The organism is Spartinivicinus marinus (assembly GCF_026309355.1).
In the GTDB taxonomy this organism is placed as follows: Bacteria; Pseudomonadota; Gammaproteobacteria; order Pseudomonadales; family Zooshikellaceae; genus Spartinivicinus; species Spartinivicinus marinus.
Genome location: NZ_JAPJZK010000001.1, coordinates 2,353,275 through 2,370,317, shown reverse-complemented (window position 1 = coordinate 2,370,317; position 17,043 = coordinate 2,353,275). Strand labels below are relative to the sequence as shown.

11 protein-coding genes are annotated in these 17,043 nt (G+C 43.2%); 9 read left to right on the top strand and 2 right to left on the bottom strand.

The annotated features are described in order from the left end of the window. Positions 1 to 57 precede the first annotated feature (57 nt). Positions 58 to 1,032, bottom strand: coding sequence for a glutathione synthase (gene gshB, locus OQE68_RS10630; RefSeq protein WP_180566536.1), 975 nt, complete (start codon positions 1,030 to 1,032; stop codon positions 58 to 60). Between the two features lie 319 nt (positions 1,033 to 1,351). Between gshB and pilG the strand changes: the two genes are divergently transcribed. From pilG to OQE68_RS10590, 8 genes are all read left to right on the top strand, one after another. Next, positions 1,352 to 1,747 (top strand): twitching motility response regulator PilG, encoded by a 396-nt coding sequence (gene pilG / locus OQE68_RS10625; protein ID WP_163836154.1) that lies wholly within the window; start codon positions 1,352 to 1,354, stop codon positions 1,745 to 1,747. A gap of 99 nt (positions 1,748 to 1,846) precedes the next feature. Then, a complete protein-coding gene (gene pilH, locus OQE68_RS10620) occupies positions 1,847 to 2,221 on the top strand; it encodes a twitching motility response regulator PilH (RefSeq protein ID WP_180566535.1) in 375 nt (124 codons plus the stop codon). An 11-nt stretch (positions 2,222 to 2,232) separates the two neighbouring features. Further along, positions 2,233 to 2,775, top strand: coding sequence for a chemotaxis protein CheW (locus tag OQE68_RS10615; protein ID WP_180566534.1), 543 nt, complete (start codon positions 2,233 to 2,235; stop codon positions 2,773 to 2,775). 93 nt (positions 2,776 to 2,868) lie between these two features. Then, on the top strand, positions 2,869 to 4,905 hold the full coding sequence (locus OQE68_RS10610; RefSeq protein WP_180566533.1) for a methyl-accepting chemotaxis protein: 2,037 nt from the start codon (positions 2,869 to 2,871) through the stop codon (positions 4,903 to 4,905). Between the two features lie 58 nt (positions 4,906 to 4,963). Next, positions 4,964 to 5,833, top strand: coding sequence for a CheR family methyltransferase (locus OQE68_RS10605; RefSeq protein ID WP_180566532.1), 870 nt, complete (start codon positions 4,964 to 4,966; stop codon positions 5,831 to 5,833). 15 nt (positions 5,834 to 5,848) lie between these two features. After that, positions 5,849 to 12,412, top strand: coding sequence for an Hpt domain-containing protein (locus OQE68_RS10600; RefSeq protein ID WP_180566531.1), 6,564 nt, complete (start codon positions 5,849 to 5,851; stop codon positions 12,410 to 12,412). After that, a complete protein-coding gene (locus tag OQE68_RS10595) occupies positions 12,405 to 13,493 on the top strand; it encodes a chemotaxis protein CheB (protein ID WP_180566530.1) in 1,089 nt (362 codons plus the stop codon). Before OQE68_RS10600 ends, OQE68_RS10595 begins: the two co-directional genes overlap by 8 nt. Before the next feature lie 43 nt (positions 13,494 to 13,536). Continuing rightward, the gene (locus OQE68_RS10590) at positions 13,537 to 13,998 is read left to right on the top strand and encodes a chemotaxis protein CheW (protein ID WP_180566529.1); all 462 of its coding nucleotides are present in this window, start codon (positions 13,537 to 13,539) and stop codon (positions 13,996 to 13,998) included. A 350-nt stretch (positions 13,999 to 14,348) separates the two neighbouring features. Here OQE68_RS10590 and OQE68_RS10585 read toward each other — a convergent pair whose 3' ends face one another. Beyond that, positions 14,349 to 15,719 (bottom strand): tetratricopeptide repeat protein, encoded by a 1,371-nt coding sequence (locus OQE68_RS10585; RefSeq protein WP_180566528.1) that lies wholly within the window; start codon positions 15,717 to 15,719, stop codon positions 14,349 to 14,351. A gap of 604 nt (positions 15,720 to 16,323) precedes the next feature. On the opposite strand from OQE68_RS10585, the gene OQE68_RS10580 reads away from it, so the two are divergent. After that, a complete protein-coding gene (locus OQE68_RS10580) occupies positions 16,324 to 17,040 on the top strand; it encodes a hypothetical protein (protein WP_180566527.1) in 717 nt (238 codons plus the stop codon). The last annotated feature ends 3 nt before the right edge of the window (positions 17,041 to 17,043 follow it).

Sequence of the window (17,043 nt, the reverse complement as noted above, 5' to 3'; positions counted from 1 at the left end):
GAACCTAATTCAAACAAACCGCCGAGTCTGCCAACATTACATATAAAAGTCTATGAATCAGCTTGCACCTTTTATCTTTTGGTAAATAGTATCCATTAATTGTCCTGCAATGTTTAAATTGTAGGCGTTATCAATCTCTCTGATGCAGGTTGGGCTGGTTACATTGATTTCTGTAAGATAGTCGCCAATAACATCCAAGCCAACAAAAATGAGCCCTTTTTGCTTTAATACAGGCCCAATGGTTGCGGCTATCTGCTTATCTTTTTCTGTAAGTGGTTGGGCAACACCTGAACCACCTGCGGCTAAATTGCCACGAATTTCACCTTCTGGAGGAATTCGTGCTAATGAGTAAGGGACAGGCTCGCCATTAATCATTAGAATACGCTTGTCGCCTGTTTTTATGTCAGGCACAAACTGTTGTGCCATAATTTGTTGTTGGCCAAAATTTGTTAGTGTTTCCAAAATAACATTGGTATTTGGGTCAGGGTGTTTTACTTTAAATACAGAGCTGCCACCCATACCATCTAGTGGTTTATAAATAACCTCTTGATACTCGCTGGCAAATTCTTTTAATTTATCTGCGCGTCGGCTAATTAAACTAGCAGGCATTAATTCGGGGAAATGAGTTGCAAAGAATTTTTCGTTACAATCACGTAAACTTTGTGGCTTATTCACCACCAATGTGCCGTGTTGTTCTGCTTGCTCTAATAAATAGGTGCTATAGATGTATTCGTTATCAAACGGTGGGTCTTTGCGCATTAAAATCACACTAAGCTCAGCCAATGGTTTATCATGGGCTTTACCTAATGCAAACCAATTATTAGAGTCGGCTTGAACATTAGAGTCGGCTTGAACAGATAGTTCTTGCATTAGGCCTTTGGCTACACCATTTTTTTGGTAAAGGTCGCACTGCTCCATATAAAACAGTTGCCAGCCTTTAGCCTGAGCAGCAAGTAACATCGCCAATGAACTATCTTTGTGATAATTGATCTGGCTAATGGGGTCCATGACTATGCCGAGAGAAATATTCATTAATTGACCTGTAGTTGCGCTAAGGGCTTAAATACATTGAACAAAAAATGTTATGCCTCGAAGTTTACCCTTATTTAGAATTGATAGCTAAACTATTATAAAGCTTGTTAAACCATATACACCGAGAGAAGTGAAATGTCTTAATATTATGAGCATATTGCTTATCAGGCGGTTTATTTATACCGCTTGGTTATAGTACGTTATAGATTGCACTAAGAATGTGTGATAAAACAAAAAATGACGCGGAATTCTGACTGCTTCTGTGGTCTAACCACTGACTAAAGTTGAAGAGTAACCCTAAGGCTGAAGGCGTTAGAGTATGGAAGACAACTTCGAGAGTTTGAAAGTAATGGTGATCGACGATAGTAAGACGATTCGCCGTACTGCGGAAACTCTACTTAAAAAGGTTGGCTGTACTGTGGTAACAGCAACAGATGGGTTTGATGCACTGGCTAAAATAGCCGATACCCAGCCCAATATTATTTTTGTGGACATAATGATGCCTCGTCTAGATGGCTATCAAACATGCGCCCTGATCAAAAATAACAGTGCATTCAAAGCCACCCCTGTTATCATGTTATCTAGTAAAGACGGTTTGTTTGATAAGGCTAAAGGGCGCATTGTTGGCTCTGATCAATATCTCACCAAGCCGTTTAGCAAAGAAGAACTGCTTGGTGCAATACGCGCTCATGTACCTTCAGCTAACAATGCCTAACCGGTTTTTTTAAATGGTGTTTTTTCAGATGGTGCCAGTAACCGTGAACATTCAGCAGCCACGGTTATCGGGTATAGGTGAATTAATTTTGGGGGAATTATGGCTCGAGTACTGATTGTAGAGGACTCACCCACTGAACGATACAAGCTGAAAGAGATGCTTGAAAAACACGGCCATGCTGTGTTGGAAGCAGAAAATGGTGCTGATGGGGTTGCATTGGCGAGGGATCAGAAGCCAGATGCGGTATTAATGGATATCGTCATGCCTGGCTTAAATGGCTTTCAAGCGACTCGACAATTAACAAAAGACCCTGGCACAAGCCATATCCCAGTTATAATTGTTACTACTAAAGATCAAGAAACTGACCGGGTATGGGGCAAGCGACAAGGCGCAAAAGATTATTTGACGAAACCTGTCGAAGAGTCTGTTTTGGTTAAGACCTTAAATAATGTACTGGCGGAAGCAAGTCGTTAAGGTTAATAACAATGGCCGAGGTGCAAACTCCTTTTAAAATCCTTCAGGATATTGCCAAACGAAGCAAACAGCATGCAGCTGGCTTGCCTGCTCAGGTTGAGGTAAAAGCTCACTGGAGTGGCGTAGGTTTTCGGATCGGTGAGCAGCATTTTGTCGCACCGATGGAAGAGGTGGCTGAAATATTACCAGTCCCTAATTATACCCAACTACCAGGGGTAAAACCATGGGTAAAGGGTATTGCCAATGTACGTGGACGATTAATTCCGATAATGGATTTACCTGATTTTTTAGGGGATCGGCTGTCTTCTACCAGAAAGATGCGTCGGATATTAGTTGTTGAGTACAGCGAAACAGTCAGTGGTTTGGTGGTTGATGAAGTGCTGGGAATGCAGCACTTCGCCATTGATGGGTTTATGAATCAAATTCCACGAGAAACACCAGAAAGTCTGCAGTCTTTTCTCACTGGCTCATATGAGCGCGATGATGAGCTATGGTTGGTATTTAGTCTGTTTGCCTTAGCAGAGCATCCTGATTTTTTTCAGGTGGCTGTTTAATGGGTATTCAGGGAAGCAGGCTAAGAGTCTGCTTGTGATGGTGATTGCGATAACAAACATAAATGTTGTAGGCCATGCGGGGGCCATTAAAACATGAAGGGTAAAGCTAAGAACCAAGCCTTTGTGCTTGTGGCTGTTTTAATCGTAGTGGTTATTATAGCGGTGGTTGCAGCAGCGTTTATTTTGTACGACGTTAACGTTAAAGCTACGCAAGATAAGGAATATATCGGCCATGCCGGGGAGTTGAAAGTATTATCTCAGCAGATAGCAAAAAACGCGACTGAGGCAGCAAGTGGTACAGAAGAAGCATTTTTATTGCTTAACCAGGCACGTAACAATTTCCAAACCCGGATGGATATTTTGGAAAATGGTGAGGCCCACTTACCCTCAATTGCTGATCAGGGGTCTGATACTGTTAATACGCAAATGGCCAGTTTGAAGACCACATGGGATAAAGTAAAAAGTAATGCCGATAGTATTTTACAAACGGAAGATACCGTTCTTTCCTTGCACGACGTAGCGTCTACGTTGTCTGAAACCATTCCCCAGTTACAAATTGAGTATGATGAAGTTGTAGAAATTCTGCTCGACAATAATGCACCAGCAGATCAGGTGGCAGTTGCTCAGCGTCAATCATGGTTGGCAGAACGTATTGTTGGTAGTGTTAACAAAGTATTGGAAGGTACTGAAGAATCAGTAATGGCAGCTGACAGTTTTGGTCGGGATGCCAGTTTGTTTGGTCGTGTACTGAACGGCATGATCAACGGTGACGAATCACTGAATATTACCAAAGTAGCTAATGATGAAGCAGTTGACCGACTAAATGAAATTAGTGACTTATTTGAATTCGTAAGTGGTAGTGTGGATGAGATTCTGGAAACATCTCCCGAGCTATTCCAAGTACGTGAAGCATCTGACCAAATATTTACCGATACCCAACAACTGTTGAAAGACACCACTGGTCTTGCTGATAGTATTGAAAACCTTGCAGAGGAAAGACCGCTAAAAACTTATTTTGGTTTGATTTTTGGTTTGGTTGGTCTGATTGCAGTAATTGGCATTGGTTTTGTGCTGGTAGTCGACTCTCGTAATCGCTTGCGCGAAACAGCAGAAGCTAACGAAGCAAACCAGAATGCGATTTTACGATTACTGGACGAATTAGCCGACTTGGCAGATGGTGACTTAACTGTATCCGCAACCGTAACCGAAGACTTCACTGGTGCGATAGCAGACTCTATCAACTTCTCTATCGACCAGCTACGACAGTTGGTAACTACTATTAACGAAACTGCTGTACAAGTGTCGTCTGCTGCTCAAGAAACCCAGGCAACAGCGATGCATTTAGCTGAGGCTTCTGAACACCAGGCTCAAGAAATTGCAGGGGCATCTGCAGCGGTTAACCAAATGGCGGTTTCTATCGATCAGGTATCTGCCAACGCAGCTGAGTCAGCCGCGGTAGCGGAACGTTCGGTGGGAATTGCGAACAAAGGTAACGAAGTTGTACAAAATACTATCGCAGGGATGGATACGATTCGTGAGCAGATACAAGACACTTCAAAACGGATTAAGCGTTTGGGTGAATCTTCTCAGGAAATCGGGGACATCGTATCGTTGATTAATGACATCGCTGACCAAACCAACATTTTGGCATTGAACGCAGCGATTCAGGCATCGATGGCAGGCGACGCAGGTCGTGGTTTCGCGGTGGTAGCGGACGAGGTACAGCGGTTGGCGGAGCGCTCATCAGCTGCAACTAAACAGATTGAAGCACTGGTAAAAACCATCCAGACCGATACCAACGAAGCGGTAATTTCGATGGAACAAACGACAGCTGAGGTGGTTAAAGGTGCTCGACTAGCTCAAGATGCGGGTGTCTCTCTAGAGGAAATTGAGAAGGTTTCCAAACACTTAGCAGATTTAATTCAAAACATTTCGAATGCCGCACGCCAGCAGGCTTCATCTGCGGGGCATATTTCGAATACGATGAATGTAATCCAAGAAATTACCTCTCAAACTTCTGCTGGTACAAATGCGACTGCTAATTCTATCGGTAACCTAGCAGAGCTAGCGACAGAAATGCGTAAATCGGTAGCGGGCTTCAAATTGCCAGAATCAGAAGCATTGAATTAATTAGGTAATAGGAGGTCATTGACAATAACCAACGAGGTGCTTATTAGGTTGTGACACCATGACGGTGACAAATGAATGGTCATTACAAGCTCTGCCTGACATGGATCAGGCCCAGTTTGAGCAGTGGAAGGCATTGCTCGAAGAACGCACAGGTATGACTATTACTGAACAGCGCAAAAGTTTCTTGCAAACCAGTGTGGGCATTCGGATGCGTGAGCTTGGTTTTAGCAGTTACCAAGCGTATTACGAAGAAGTGTCTACTGGTCCTTCTGCTGCACAGGAATGGGCCACTTTGGTTGATCGGTTGACAGTCCAAGAGACGCGTTTTTTTCGTCATGAGCCTTCATTTGATGTTGTTAAAGACTTCTTAATTCAACGTGAAAATCAAGAAAAAAAATCGGTTGAAATCTGGAGTGTCGGTTGCTCAACAGGAGAAGAAGCCTATTCGCTTGCGATGTTAGCAGATCAATGCTTAAGCAAAATTGGCAAGGGCTACTACTTTGGAGTGACAGCAACGGACATAAGTGTGCCTGCCTTAGCCAAAGCCCGACAAGGTATTTACCATCACCGCAAGTTAGAAACCCTGGATGACCAATTGTTGGCTACCTATTTTGAGCAGAAAAGTCAGCAGCATTATGAAGTGGTGCCTCGGTTGAAAGAGCGGGTCTGCTTTGCCAGAGTCAATGTATTAGAACTGGATAAAGCACCGATGCATGGGATGGATATAATTTTCTGTCAGAACTTATTAATTTACTTCCGCCGTTGGCGACGTAAAACCATTTTAAATCGGTTGGTTGAGCGTTTAGCCCCTGGCGGCTTAATGGTATTAGGTCTGGGAGAGGTGGTTGATTGGGTTCACACTGATCTTCAACGTACTCACAGTGACAGCGCGCTTGCCTTTTATCGTAGCAAGGCAAGCAGCAAATAGTTTGGTGGAGTAGTTATGGGCGATCGCCACGACTATGTAGCCCTGGACTGGGTTAAACCGGAAATAGATGAGGAGCTCAAACGCGCCAGACAAGCTTTGGAGGCGTTTGTAGAAAATCCACAGGATTTAACCCGGATGAGGTTTTGCCTCAACCATATTCACCATGTGCATGGTACTTTGCAGATGGTGGAGTTCTATGGGGCTGCATTACTTGCCGAAGAAATGGAAGCATTGGCACAAGCACTATTAAATAATACTGCGCGGAGTATCACCGAAGCGCAGGAAGTATTAATGCAGTCAATTTTACAGCTGCCAATGTATTTAGACCGGGTGCAAAGTGGTCGGCGAGACCTACCTGTTATTTTGCTACCTATTTTAAATGACATCCGTGCAGCTCGTGGTGAAAAGCTGCTCTCGGAAACCTCGCTATTTTCTCCGACCCTAGAGCATAAATACCCGAAATTAAAACCAACTGCTATTCAAAAATTAAAAGGCGAAAGCTTTGATACGCTGCTGAAAAAACTACGGCAAATGTATCAGTTTGCCTTAATTGGGGTGTTACGTGATCAGCATATGGCTGAAAACCTCAACTATATGGTGAAGGTTTTTAGCCGCTTAGAACAGCTTTTTTTAAAAACCCCTCTAGGACAGTTGTGGTGGATTGCCAAAGGAGTAATAGAGGGTATTGCTAATGGCTCTATTCATAATGGCAGTTCTGTGCGTTCATTATTACGACAGGTTGAGCATGAAATAAAGCGTGTCGTAGATGAGGGGCCTGAAGCGTTAAATGAGCCTGCGCCTGATGATTTAATAAAGAACTTACTTTATTACGTAGCTAAGTCTGATAATGAAACTCAACGTATTCGAGAAATAAAAGATAAATTTAATCTCGATGATGCATTACCCAGTGAACAAACCATTATTGCGGAACGTGACGCACTAGCAGGGCCAGATAAAGAGGCTGTTGGTTCCGTTGTTGAAGTATTAATTGAAGAACTGGTTGAGGTGAAAGAAGCCCTCGACCTATTTGTTCGCGATGCCAATAAAGAAGCAGAGCACTTAAAAAAACAGTTACCTACTTTAAAAAGAATATCTGACACAGTAGGTGTGCTTGGGTTAGGCATTCCACGAAAGGTGTTGGTTGAGCAAACAGAAATTATTGAAGCGCTGGCTAATAATGAGCGCCCTCTGGAAGACAATACCTTAATGGATGTGGCGGGTGCTCTGTTGTATGTGGAAGCCACCTTATCTGGCATGCTGCAAGAGCCTTTAGCCAAAGAAGGGGAAGAAGGAAATGAAGCATTAATTCCTGCCTCTAAAATTACTGAAGTTCACGGTGCAGTTATTCGCGAAGCTCGTAATGGTTTAGAGCAAGGTAAAGATGCCATCATCGAGTTTATTGCATCGCAATGGGATCATGAAAAACTAAAAGACGTACCCCTGCTACTTGATGAGGTGCGTGGTGGTTTGGCCATGATTCCACTAGAACGAGCCTCTATTTTAATCGCTGCCTGTCAGCGCTATGTACAGCTCGATCTGTTAGTTAAAAAAGCGATTCCTCAATGGCAGGCGCTGGATACCTTGGCAGATGCCATTACCAGTGTTGAATACTATCTAGAGCGTTTAACAGAAGACAACGTTACGCAAAATGAGCTGATTCTGGATGTTGCAGAAGAAAGTTTGATGCACCTTGGTTTTAGTAAGTCAGAGCTGCGTGGTGAAGAGCCACTAGCTCCTGTGGTAATTGCAAGAGAGCCAGAAGAAGTAGAAGAAGAGGAAGAATTTGACGTTGAAGGTCTCATCAGCGATGAGATGAAACCAGGCAAATCTGTTGCGAAAGAGGAACTGCCAGTTGAGCTGGAGGCAGAAGAAGAAATAACAGCAGACGAGCTACCAGAGTTACCTGAAGAAGCCGAAGCTGTTGAAGAAATAGAGTTCACATTAGAAGATGAAGCGCTAGAAGCTGAGCCGGTAGCTGAAGAGCAAACTATTGAAGAGGCTCTTGTTGAGGCAGCCCCTGCTGCTGAAGTAGAGGAAGAAGAGGATGACTTGATTGATGATGAAGTCATCGAAATCTTCATTGAAGAAGCAGGAGAAGTACAAGAAACCATCGCTGAGTTTTTCCCACAATGGCAAGCCAATCCTGGTGATAACAATGCACTTACCGAAGTGCGTCGTTCATTCCATACCTTAAAAGGCAGCGGTCGGCTTGTAGGAGCAACAATAGTAGGTGAGCTAGCTTGGTCAGTGGAGAATATGCTGAATCGAGTGATCGATGGCACTATTGAAACCTCTGAGGTGTTGTTTAGCATTATAGAGAGAGTCAGGCTCACCTTACCGAGCCTGGTGGATGACTTTGAGCACCGACGACAAAAGTTGACACCTTTAGCTGAGTCTTTAATGGCTGAAGCAGAGGCTTATTCAAAAGGTTTACCTTACGAAGCACCAGCTCATATTGATGAAGCTGAAGGAGTTCCTACGCAAAAGGAGTCTCAAGCCGCTGAAGCTGAGGAGGCAGCCGCCCCCTCAGAGAAAACTGGTGGATCTTCAGCGGAGGAATTGGAAGACACAGAAGAAGTTGACCCAATCCTACTGGAAATTTTCCAAAACGAAGCAGAGTCCCATATTAAAACAGTCGGTCAGTTTATTGATCACTGCCGTGCCTATAATGAGCCTCAGCCAATATCAGATGAACTCCCCCGTGCGTTGCATACCTTAAAAGGTAGTGCTCATATGGCGGGAGTTGAACCAATCGCACTGCTTGCCGGGCCCCTGGAAACCCTGGTGGTCGACTTGCGAAACCATATGATTAAGGCTGATGAAGAGGTTGTTAACTTACTGGATGAAGCTAACAACTTATTTGAAGCCAGTGTGCCTCAAGCTGGTAAAACCATTCCGTTTAGCCAGCCTCAGCTAGAAGCCTTCCTAAATAAAGTAGCTCAGCTGCAACAAGAGAAGATAACGAAAGTTGTTGAGGGAGAGCTTCTTGGAGAGCCACGAGAAGCGACAGGTTTTAGCTTTTTAACTGAGGGAATGGAGCTACTGTTGGATGCAGGTGAGATCCTACACCAATGGAGCCAAAAACCGGTACCTGGTGATGAGCTGAATGAGCTGATCAGTGAGCTAGCATCGCTCATAGAAGGGGCTGAAGAAGCTGAGCTATATGCTTTGGCTGAACTCTGTGAGGCATTACGAGACACTTATATAGCTGTTCTTGAGGGGCGGATATCTCTAAGTGAGCAGTTCTTCCAAGTGGTAAAAGATGCCCATGAACAGCTGATAGGCATGATGGATAATATAGCTGCTGTTCAATCAGTTGAGCCCGCTAAAGAGCAAGTACAACAGCTAACCCAGCTACTAGAGACGGCAGCTCCAACTTCTATCAGTGATATGGAAGAAGAAACCATTGAACTGGGAGAAATGCCAACTCTTGAAGTCGATACTGGAATCGACTTTGACCTGGAAGCCAAGCTGACTGCGGCAGAAGAAGGTTTAGATGCAGAGTATGAAGGACTTGAAGAACCCTCAAATGAAGACTTAATTCCTGAGGATGCCAACCTTGCCGATCTGGCGATAGAAGAAGAAATAGTTATCGATGAGCCAGAGGAAGAACAGTCTATTGCTGAAGGGGGAGCTGAGCCTACTGAAGAAGAGATTGCTAAGGCCGAGTTCCGTGACCCTGAGTTAGTCGAAATCTTCTTAGAAGAAGCCAATGACATCATGGAAAGCACAGCCACTTCTCTGCACAAATGGATTGAAGATCCAAGCAGTATGTTTGAAGTGGAAGAGCTACAGCGGGATCTGCATACCCTAAAAGGGGGAGCCAGAATGGCAGAGATTACTGAAATTGGTGATCTTAGCCATGAGCTGGAGTTTCTTTACGAAGGGCTTAGTGATGGTCGCTTGAAAACAGCTCAACCACTATTTGATTTATTGCTTGAGTGTCATGACCGTCTAGCAGATATGCTTGATGAGCTGAGAAACACTAATTTCTGTCGCCCAGCGGATGATTTGATTGCTTGCTTACATGCTTTCCGTACCCACCCAGAAGCAGGTGTACCAGACTTAAAAGAATTTGCTAAACCAAAACAGCCAGAGAAAAAAACGGTTGCAACTGAGCAGGTGAAGCCTGTTACACCTCAAGAGGTGCCTACAGTAGCAGTAGACTTGGATGATTTAAGTCTGGCTGATGAGGATGTATTGGAAATCTTTTTAGATGAAGCCAGTGAAATTGTTGAAAGTATTGAGCACACCGCTGATAACTGGAGCAAAGAGCCTACAGCTGCTCAATATGCTGATGAATTGTTGCGTCATTTACATACCTTGAAAGGTGGGGCAAGGCTGGCTGGGTTAAGTAAGCTAGGTAACTATACCCATGATTTTGAGCTGTTTATTACTCAGGCACAAAACAAGCTATCGGAAATAGAGCCTTCTTTCTTCAAAGAAGTAATGTCACGTCAGGATATTTTGTTAGTACATGCAGATGCTGTAAAAGCCTATATGAAAGGTGAACAGCCAGTAGTACATTCTGTTAGTGAGGAGCTTGTACAGCCTGCTTTTGAGGTCACTGAGGAAGAAGGGGAGCTGCTGCGAGAAGAGGCATCGGCAGATATTATTCCATTTACACCACCTAGACCCGCTGAAGGCAGGCAGTTGGCTAATGGGATGCCTGCTAAAGTCAGTCCTATTTCTAAAGCACAGCAAATGCTGCAAAGCAGTCGCCGGGCACCACAGGAAATGGTGAAGGTGCCAGCAGATCTGTTGGAAAGCTTGGTAAACCTAGCGGGTGAAACCAGTATTACCCGTGGCCGAGTCGAGCAGCAAATCAGTGACATCAGCTTTACTCTAGAAGAGATGCATACCACTATCGAGCGGGTACGTGAACAGCTGCGCCGGTTGGATATGGAAACACAGGCACAGATTATCTCAAAACATGAAGCTGATACTGGTATGCATATGCTGGACTTCGACCCTCTGGAGATGGACGAGTATTCGGAGTTGACCCAGCTATCTCGCTCATTGTTTGAGTCTGCCTCTGACTTGATGGACTTAAAGGATGCATTAACTGACAAAAACCGTGACGCAGAAACCTTATTGCTACAGCAGTCCCGGGTAAACACTGAGCTACAAGAAGGGTTGATGCAAACCCGGATGGTACCTTTCAGCCGATTGCTACCCAGGCTGCGTCGAATTGTTCGACAGGTCTCCACTGAACTGGGCAAGCGCGTTGAATTCAATGTACTTAATGCTGAAGGGGAAATGGACCGTACTGTGTTGGAGCGGATGGTTGCTCCACTAGAGCATATGCTACGTAACGCTGTTGACCATGGTATTGAGTCTGAAGAAGCCCGTGCAAATTCTGGCAAAGAGCCGGTTGGCCATATCACACTAAGCCTTTCCCGAGAAGGTGGTAACGTGATGCTTGAACTGGCAGATGATGGAAATGGGGTCAATATTGAAGCGGTGCGGGCCAAAGCCATTGAACGGGGCTTGATGGACGCAGATGCTGATCTTTCTGATAGCGAAATCATGCAGTTTATTTTGGAAGCAGGCTTTAGTACGGCTAAAGAAGTTACCCAGATATCCGGCCGTGGTGTGGGGATGGATGTGGTCCATAGTGAAATTAAGCAGCTCGGTGGTAACGTTGTCATCCAATCAGAGCCAGGCCAAGGCACCACCTTTGTGGTCCGTCTGCCATTCACTGTGTCAGTAAACCGGGCCTTGATGGTTTACATTGGCGATGACCTATATGCTATTCCACTAAACAGCATTGAGGGTGTGGTTCGGGTTAGCCCTTATGAGCTGGAAGCCTACTACGAAGAAGATGCTCCTGATTTTGAATATGCTGGGCAGGACTACAAACTCAGGTATTTAGGGGACATTCTACACAAGCGTGGTAAGCCTAATTTACAAGGCGTGATGGCACCATTACCCGTTATCTTGACCCGTGGTGCGGAGCACACTGTAGCACTTCAAGTAGACAGTTTAGCTGGTAGCCGTGAGATTGTGGTAAAAACCCTGGGCGCTCAATTCGCTCTGGTGAATGGTGTTTCAGGTGCCACTATACTGGGGGATGGCCGGGTGGTGATCATTCTAGATCTGGTTGCCCTCATCCGTACCGATTATGCACACCATGCACTGGCCCCAACAGGCGTCACAATTGAAGCGCCAGTAGAGGAGATTGTTGAAGAAGTTGAAGAGGCCAAAATACCAACGGTTATGGTGGTGGATGACTCGGTTACAGTCCGTAAAGTAACCTCTCGCCTGCTGGAGCGTAATGGTTATGAGGTCATGACAGCTAAAGATGGTGTGGAAGCCATAGCTCAGCTTCAAGACAGAAAACCAGATGTCATGCTGTTGGATATTGAAATGCCTCGGATGGATGGTTTCGAGGTTGCTAGCACCGTTAGAAATGATCGACGCTTGAAGAACCTACCAATCATTATGATTACTTCGCGTACAGGTGAAAAACACCGTGAGCGGGCAATGTCCATAGGTGTTAATGAATACCTGGGTAAACCATTCCAAGAAGGGCCTCTATTAGAAACCATAGAGAAAATGGTAAACGTGAATGGTTAGAGCGGTAAGCAATGTACACCACGGTAAGGTGGGTGTTATTGCTGATACCTCTTTACAGCGCCATCTTATCCAAGCACTGGTTCAGGCTCAGGGTTATCAAGTCATTTTTAACCTTGCGCCTGATCGTGTTGATATTGATACCTTAAAGTCAGCCGTTGCCGCTTGGTATGTGGATTTAGTGTCTGATGAGTCAGACTGGTCTGACTTTATCGACCTTATCCTTGAATATAGTGATGTCCCTGTTCTATTTGGTGATGGTGAAGATGCACCGCCAAGAACCTCTGAAAACTATCCACGTTGGGAGCGCAGGCTACTTAATAAATTGTCAAATGTAGTGCCGCTGCCACCAGCACAGTTGCCTCAAACAGAAGAGGCGGCAGCACCCATCGCATTTGATACTCCTAAAGAAGCAGTACCACTGCCCAGTAGCATATTGGCTAGTTTAGCTGCAGAGCCCCCAGAAATACCTGAGCGGGTCTGGGTGCTGGGTGCATCACTTGGGGGCCCAAGTGCAGTTAAGCATTTTCTAGACTGCTTGCCAGGCAAGCTACCCATTGCTTTTGTGTATGCTCAACACATTGATTCCAGCTTTGAAGAAGTACTGGGTAAATCAGTTGGGCGGCACAGTGAGTTTCAGGTGGTGTTAGCCAAAGATGGTTATCGGCTTGCTCATGGCGAGGTATTGGTTGTACCAATTGATAACGTAATTACGTTTGGCGAGCAGGCAGAAGTCATTAGAGAGTCAAAAGCATGGGATGGGCCTTATAACCCCTGCATTGACCAGGTAATGAACAACACCTTGCAGCGCTTTGGTAAACATACAGGCGCCATTATTTTTAGTGGCATGGGCCAAGATGGTGTACAAGCAGCAGCTAATTTTAAAGAAGTGACAGCCCCTATCTGGACCCAAGCACCAGAAAGCTGTGCTAGCAGCTCAATGCCAGATGCCATCATTGAAGCAGGCCTAAGTCAGTTTAGTGCTGACCCAGTAGGTCTAGCAGAGCAGCTCGTACAGTATATTGCTGATGAGGTAAAAAATAATCCTCCACAGCGAATTAAAACAAAACCAGTTAATTTATAGTTAACGCGAGAAAATCGTTCGCTAAAAATATAGGTAGTTGAATATGGCAACAGAACAAGAAAGCCAGCTATCCGCTTTACTGGTACCAATACAAGATAAAATGTTATTAGTACCCAACGTTACCATTGCAGAATTAATTAATTTTGAAAAACCCAATGCATCAGGCGACACCCCAGAATGGCATTTAGGACAACTGACTTGGCGCGAACAAACTATCCCTGTCGTATCATTTGAAATTGCCAATGGCGAAGAATATCGCGGTGATACAGCAAATGCCCGGGTTGCAATTGTTAACGGCATAACTGGCCAGCGGGAATTATCTTTTTACGCAATTATTGTCCAAGGTATCCCCCATTCAGTAAAACTCACTGAAAGTGAAATAGTAAAACAGGATGAAAAAGTCGGTGAAGTAGAAATGGTCGCCGTTCAAGCAGCAGGCGAACCAGCAATAATTCCCAATTTAGACAAATTAGAAAAAATGATCCTGGATTTTGGTCTGGCTTAATTAAAGTAAAAGGCCATCTCTAAAAATTACTATTTTTAGAGATGGCCAAAAAGTGATTTGGTCGCCTTACTACTGTAAGCAATGTAAAGATAGTTGAGCAGCAAAAAGCAGTTTGCTATTTATAACAAGTGAGTCTCTTATCTTGCAGCATTGCAAAGATAAGAATATTTGCCTCATGCTTATTTATTGCATATAACCCCAGCCAGTTAACATATCCAAAGTGTAGGGTTTTTAGAGGCGGCTGTTGATCGACGAAGCCCATGAGCCTATAAATAATAGGTGATTGGGTGAGGAGTGAAGACAACAAACGCTAAAAATTATTCACGAAGGATATCAAGCGGGTTCTTTAGTTAGCTGGTTGGTTTTTTTATTTGTGTAATAACCTCTCTGGTATTTTTAGCTAAATTATCTAAATATCTTGCAAGGCCCACCAGTGGTTTATCCCAACAACCCCATTCCTCTTGGCAAAACAACTTCATTGACGGATACCAAGGTGTTGTGTGTTTCTCCAAGCGCCACCGCCAGTCAGAAGTGTAATGAACCAATAAGCAGGTAGGTATTCCCAGTAATCCAGCAAGATGGACAGGGCCTGTATCAACGCTAATAATAAGATCTAACTGTTGCATGAGTCTTGCAGTGTCAGAGAAATTATTTATTTCATCACTTAAGTCTGTTATTAGCTGTGTAGCCATCGCATTGTTTATGGCTTCTTTTTTCTTGTCAATTTGTAAGCTAAAGCATTCAAACCGAGGGTGACTTAATAAAGGTATAAGGTCTTCTAGATCAATAGACCTGTCAGTGGGGGTTGGTTTACCTGACCATATTAAGCCAATTTTTAATTGGTTAGAGTTGACCGGATTTTTATATTTTTTTAGCCCAGGTGGCCACCAAGGTGCAGGAATATTATTTTCTGAACAGCCTAGTCTGTTGGCTAGACTCATAATTGGAATATGATAGTCACAATTAGGCAGCTCTTCACCTTTAATTAGCCACTTGATTCCTGGAGTTTTACAAAATAAGGTAAAAATTGGTTTGGGGAGTTCACAGAAAATTCGGCCATGGGACTTTCTTACTAAAAGAGCAATAAACCGACTAAACTGTAGTATATCACCATACCCCTGTTCGGCAGTTACTAGCAGTGATTTTCCAACTAAGGGTTCTCCATTCCATGGTTTGCCTGGTATGTCTCTTGAACCAAACCCATCAAGTTGAAAACGTGCGTCAAATAATTCAAAGCCCTTATCATAATAGCCTGCCTCCAAATACATACGTGATAGTTCCCATATAACGTTTTCATGTTCAGAATCAATCTCTTGGACTTTACGGAAATAATCTAGAGCTACAAGTGGTTTATGCCAATCACGGTACAGCATCCCAGCCAATAATAAATATTCTTTCTTGTCTCCATGATGAGTTAGTAGCCGTTTGTATAATATTTCAGCCTCAGCAAAGCGGCCTTGTTTACGCAATAGATTGCCATAGTTTGTGAGTATCTTTGGATGACCTTGGTTTAAATATAACCCTTTCTTAAAATAGGCTTCAGCAGTCTTGTGCTGACGATTAGATACTAAGGCTGAACCAAGATTGGATAATATATCAACATTGTTGGGCGCAAAATTTAAACAATCAAAGTAAACATCAATAGCAGCCTGATATTGACCTTGATGATGGAAAGAACATGCTGTTTGAAAAGTAGGAAAAAATGATGGGCTAATATCCATACAACGAAATAATGCTTTTTTACAGGAAGTGTCAAACTCTACCATATTTAAAAATAAGGAGATAGGAGGAGCAGTAATAAGTACTGATTGTAAGCGCTAACAGTTATTTGGTGTTGTGAGTTCCCTTGTGAATGATGCTTTTGCAGAACGCGTATTGAAAAAATCTAGCGGTAGGTTATAGTATGGTTTGATATATTGCTTATGGTGTATGTATAGTGTTGTTTAAATAAAGTACAGTTGTTGCATGCTTCTTTCCAATTATATATATGCTATTTTCCCGTTTTTGGCTTGGTCTTCGGGTAGTGAAGTAAGAGATGTTACTAATGAAGGGATATCAGCTGAAAAGTATAGAAATTCAACCATTAAACACAGTTCTCACCATAATTGTTCATTTTCTAGTAATCACTAGTAGTATGTTGTTGCCAGTACTTCTTTGTTTAAATATACAAGCGTTACTTATCCAACTATGGCTTGTAATCAAAAGTCTCACTAATAAGGTTGGCATGTATCTGGTTAATGGCTATAAGTTGGGCAATATAAAGCAAATGGGTACTAAGAAATCAAGTACCATATAATTATAAAGCTCTTTATGATGAGATAAATAATGGAAACTCCCAGGCTGCTGATAGAGAGAAAACACTTTGTTTATATGAATAATTTTTTTTATTTAATGATTTTTATTATAATTATTCTATTCTCTTATGGCTGTAAAAAAGACCCCTCTGCAAATACACCTGAATACCTTGACGCTCATGGGATAAAAAAAGAAGAAGAAAATATTATTCGTATTGAAAATATAGCATTCAAAATTCCTGCTGATATACCTATGAATGTTTATACCGTAGGAGATATTAAATCAGGCCAAACAGATACATTAACAGTATATTTGGACTTTTCATATTTACTTGAGCATACCTGGGATGGCGGAATATTAGCGCCTTGGATGGTAAGAGTCGAAATGGAGAAGTTTTTATATGAAAATCCTAAAAATTCAGATTTTCGGCTTCAAGCAAACAAATGGAGCAAAGAGATTGATAATACTGAACTAGGATTGACTGAATTTCATTCAAAAAATTATCGTGGGGGCTGGGGCTATATAAGTTACCAATCAAGTGTTAAGCAAGTAGCTACCCCATTAGGTGGTCCAGTTCAGTTTAGATGTACAGGGTATCCAATAGGAAAGATAGATACATGTTGGGGGGGGTATCAGCACCCAAATGGCTTTTATGTTTCATATTTCATAAGCAATGAATTACTGCCTTATTGGCGTGAAATTCATCAAAATGTTGTTCGTAAAGTAAATTCATTAATAATAGAGTAATTT

What these genes read in the sequence shown, in the direction of transcription:
- OQE68_RS10605 (WP_180566532.1), top strand. Translation starts at nt 4,964, where the DNA reads ATGACGGTGACAAATGAATGGTCATTACAAGCTCTGCCTGACATGGAT.
- OQE68_RS10580 (WP_180566527.1), top strand. Translation starts at nt 16,324, where the DNA reads ATGGAAACTCCCAGGCTGCTGATAGAGAGAAAACACTTTGTTTATATG.
- OQE68_RS10585 (WP_180566528.1), bottom strand. Translation starts at nt 15,719, where the DNA reads ATGGATATTAGCCCATCATTTTTTCCTACTTTTCAAACAGCATGTTCT.
- pilG (WP_163836154.1), top strand. Translation starts at nt 1,352, where the DNA reads ATGGAAGACAACTTCGAGAGTTTGAAAGTAATGGTGATCGACGATAGT.
- pilH (WP_180566535.1), top strand. Translation starts at nt 1,847, where the DNA reads ATGGCTCGAGTACTGATTGTAGAGGACTCACCCACTGAACGATACAAG.
- gshB (WP_180566536.1), bottom strand. Translation starts at nt 1,032, where the DNA reads ATGAATATTTCTCTCGGCATAGTCATGGACCCCATTAGCCAGATCAAT.
- OQE68_RS10595 (WP_180566530.1), top strand. Translation starts at nt 12,405, where the DNA reads ATGGTTAGAGCGGTAAGCAATGTACACCACGGTAAGGTGGGTGTTATT.
- OQE68_RS10615 (WP_180566534.1), top strand. Translation starts at nt 2,233, where the DNA reads ATGGCCGAGGTGCAAACTCCTTTTAAAATCCTTCAGGATATTGCCAAA.
- OQE68_RS10600 (WP_180566531.1), top strand. Translation starts at nt 5,849, where the DNA reads ATGGGCGATCGCCACGACTATGTAGCCCTGGACTGGGTTAAACCGGAA.
- OQE68_RS10590 (WP_180566529.1), top strand. Translation starts at nt 13,537, where the DNA reads ATGGCAACAGAACAAGAAAGCCAGCTATCCGCTTTACTGGTACCAATA.
- OQE68_RS10610 (WP_180566533.1), top strand. Translation starts at nt 2,869, where the DNA reads ATGAAGGGTAAAGCTAAGAACCAAGCCTTTGTGCTTGTGGCTGTTTTA.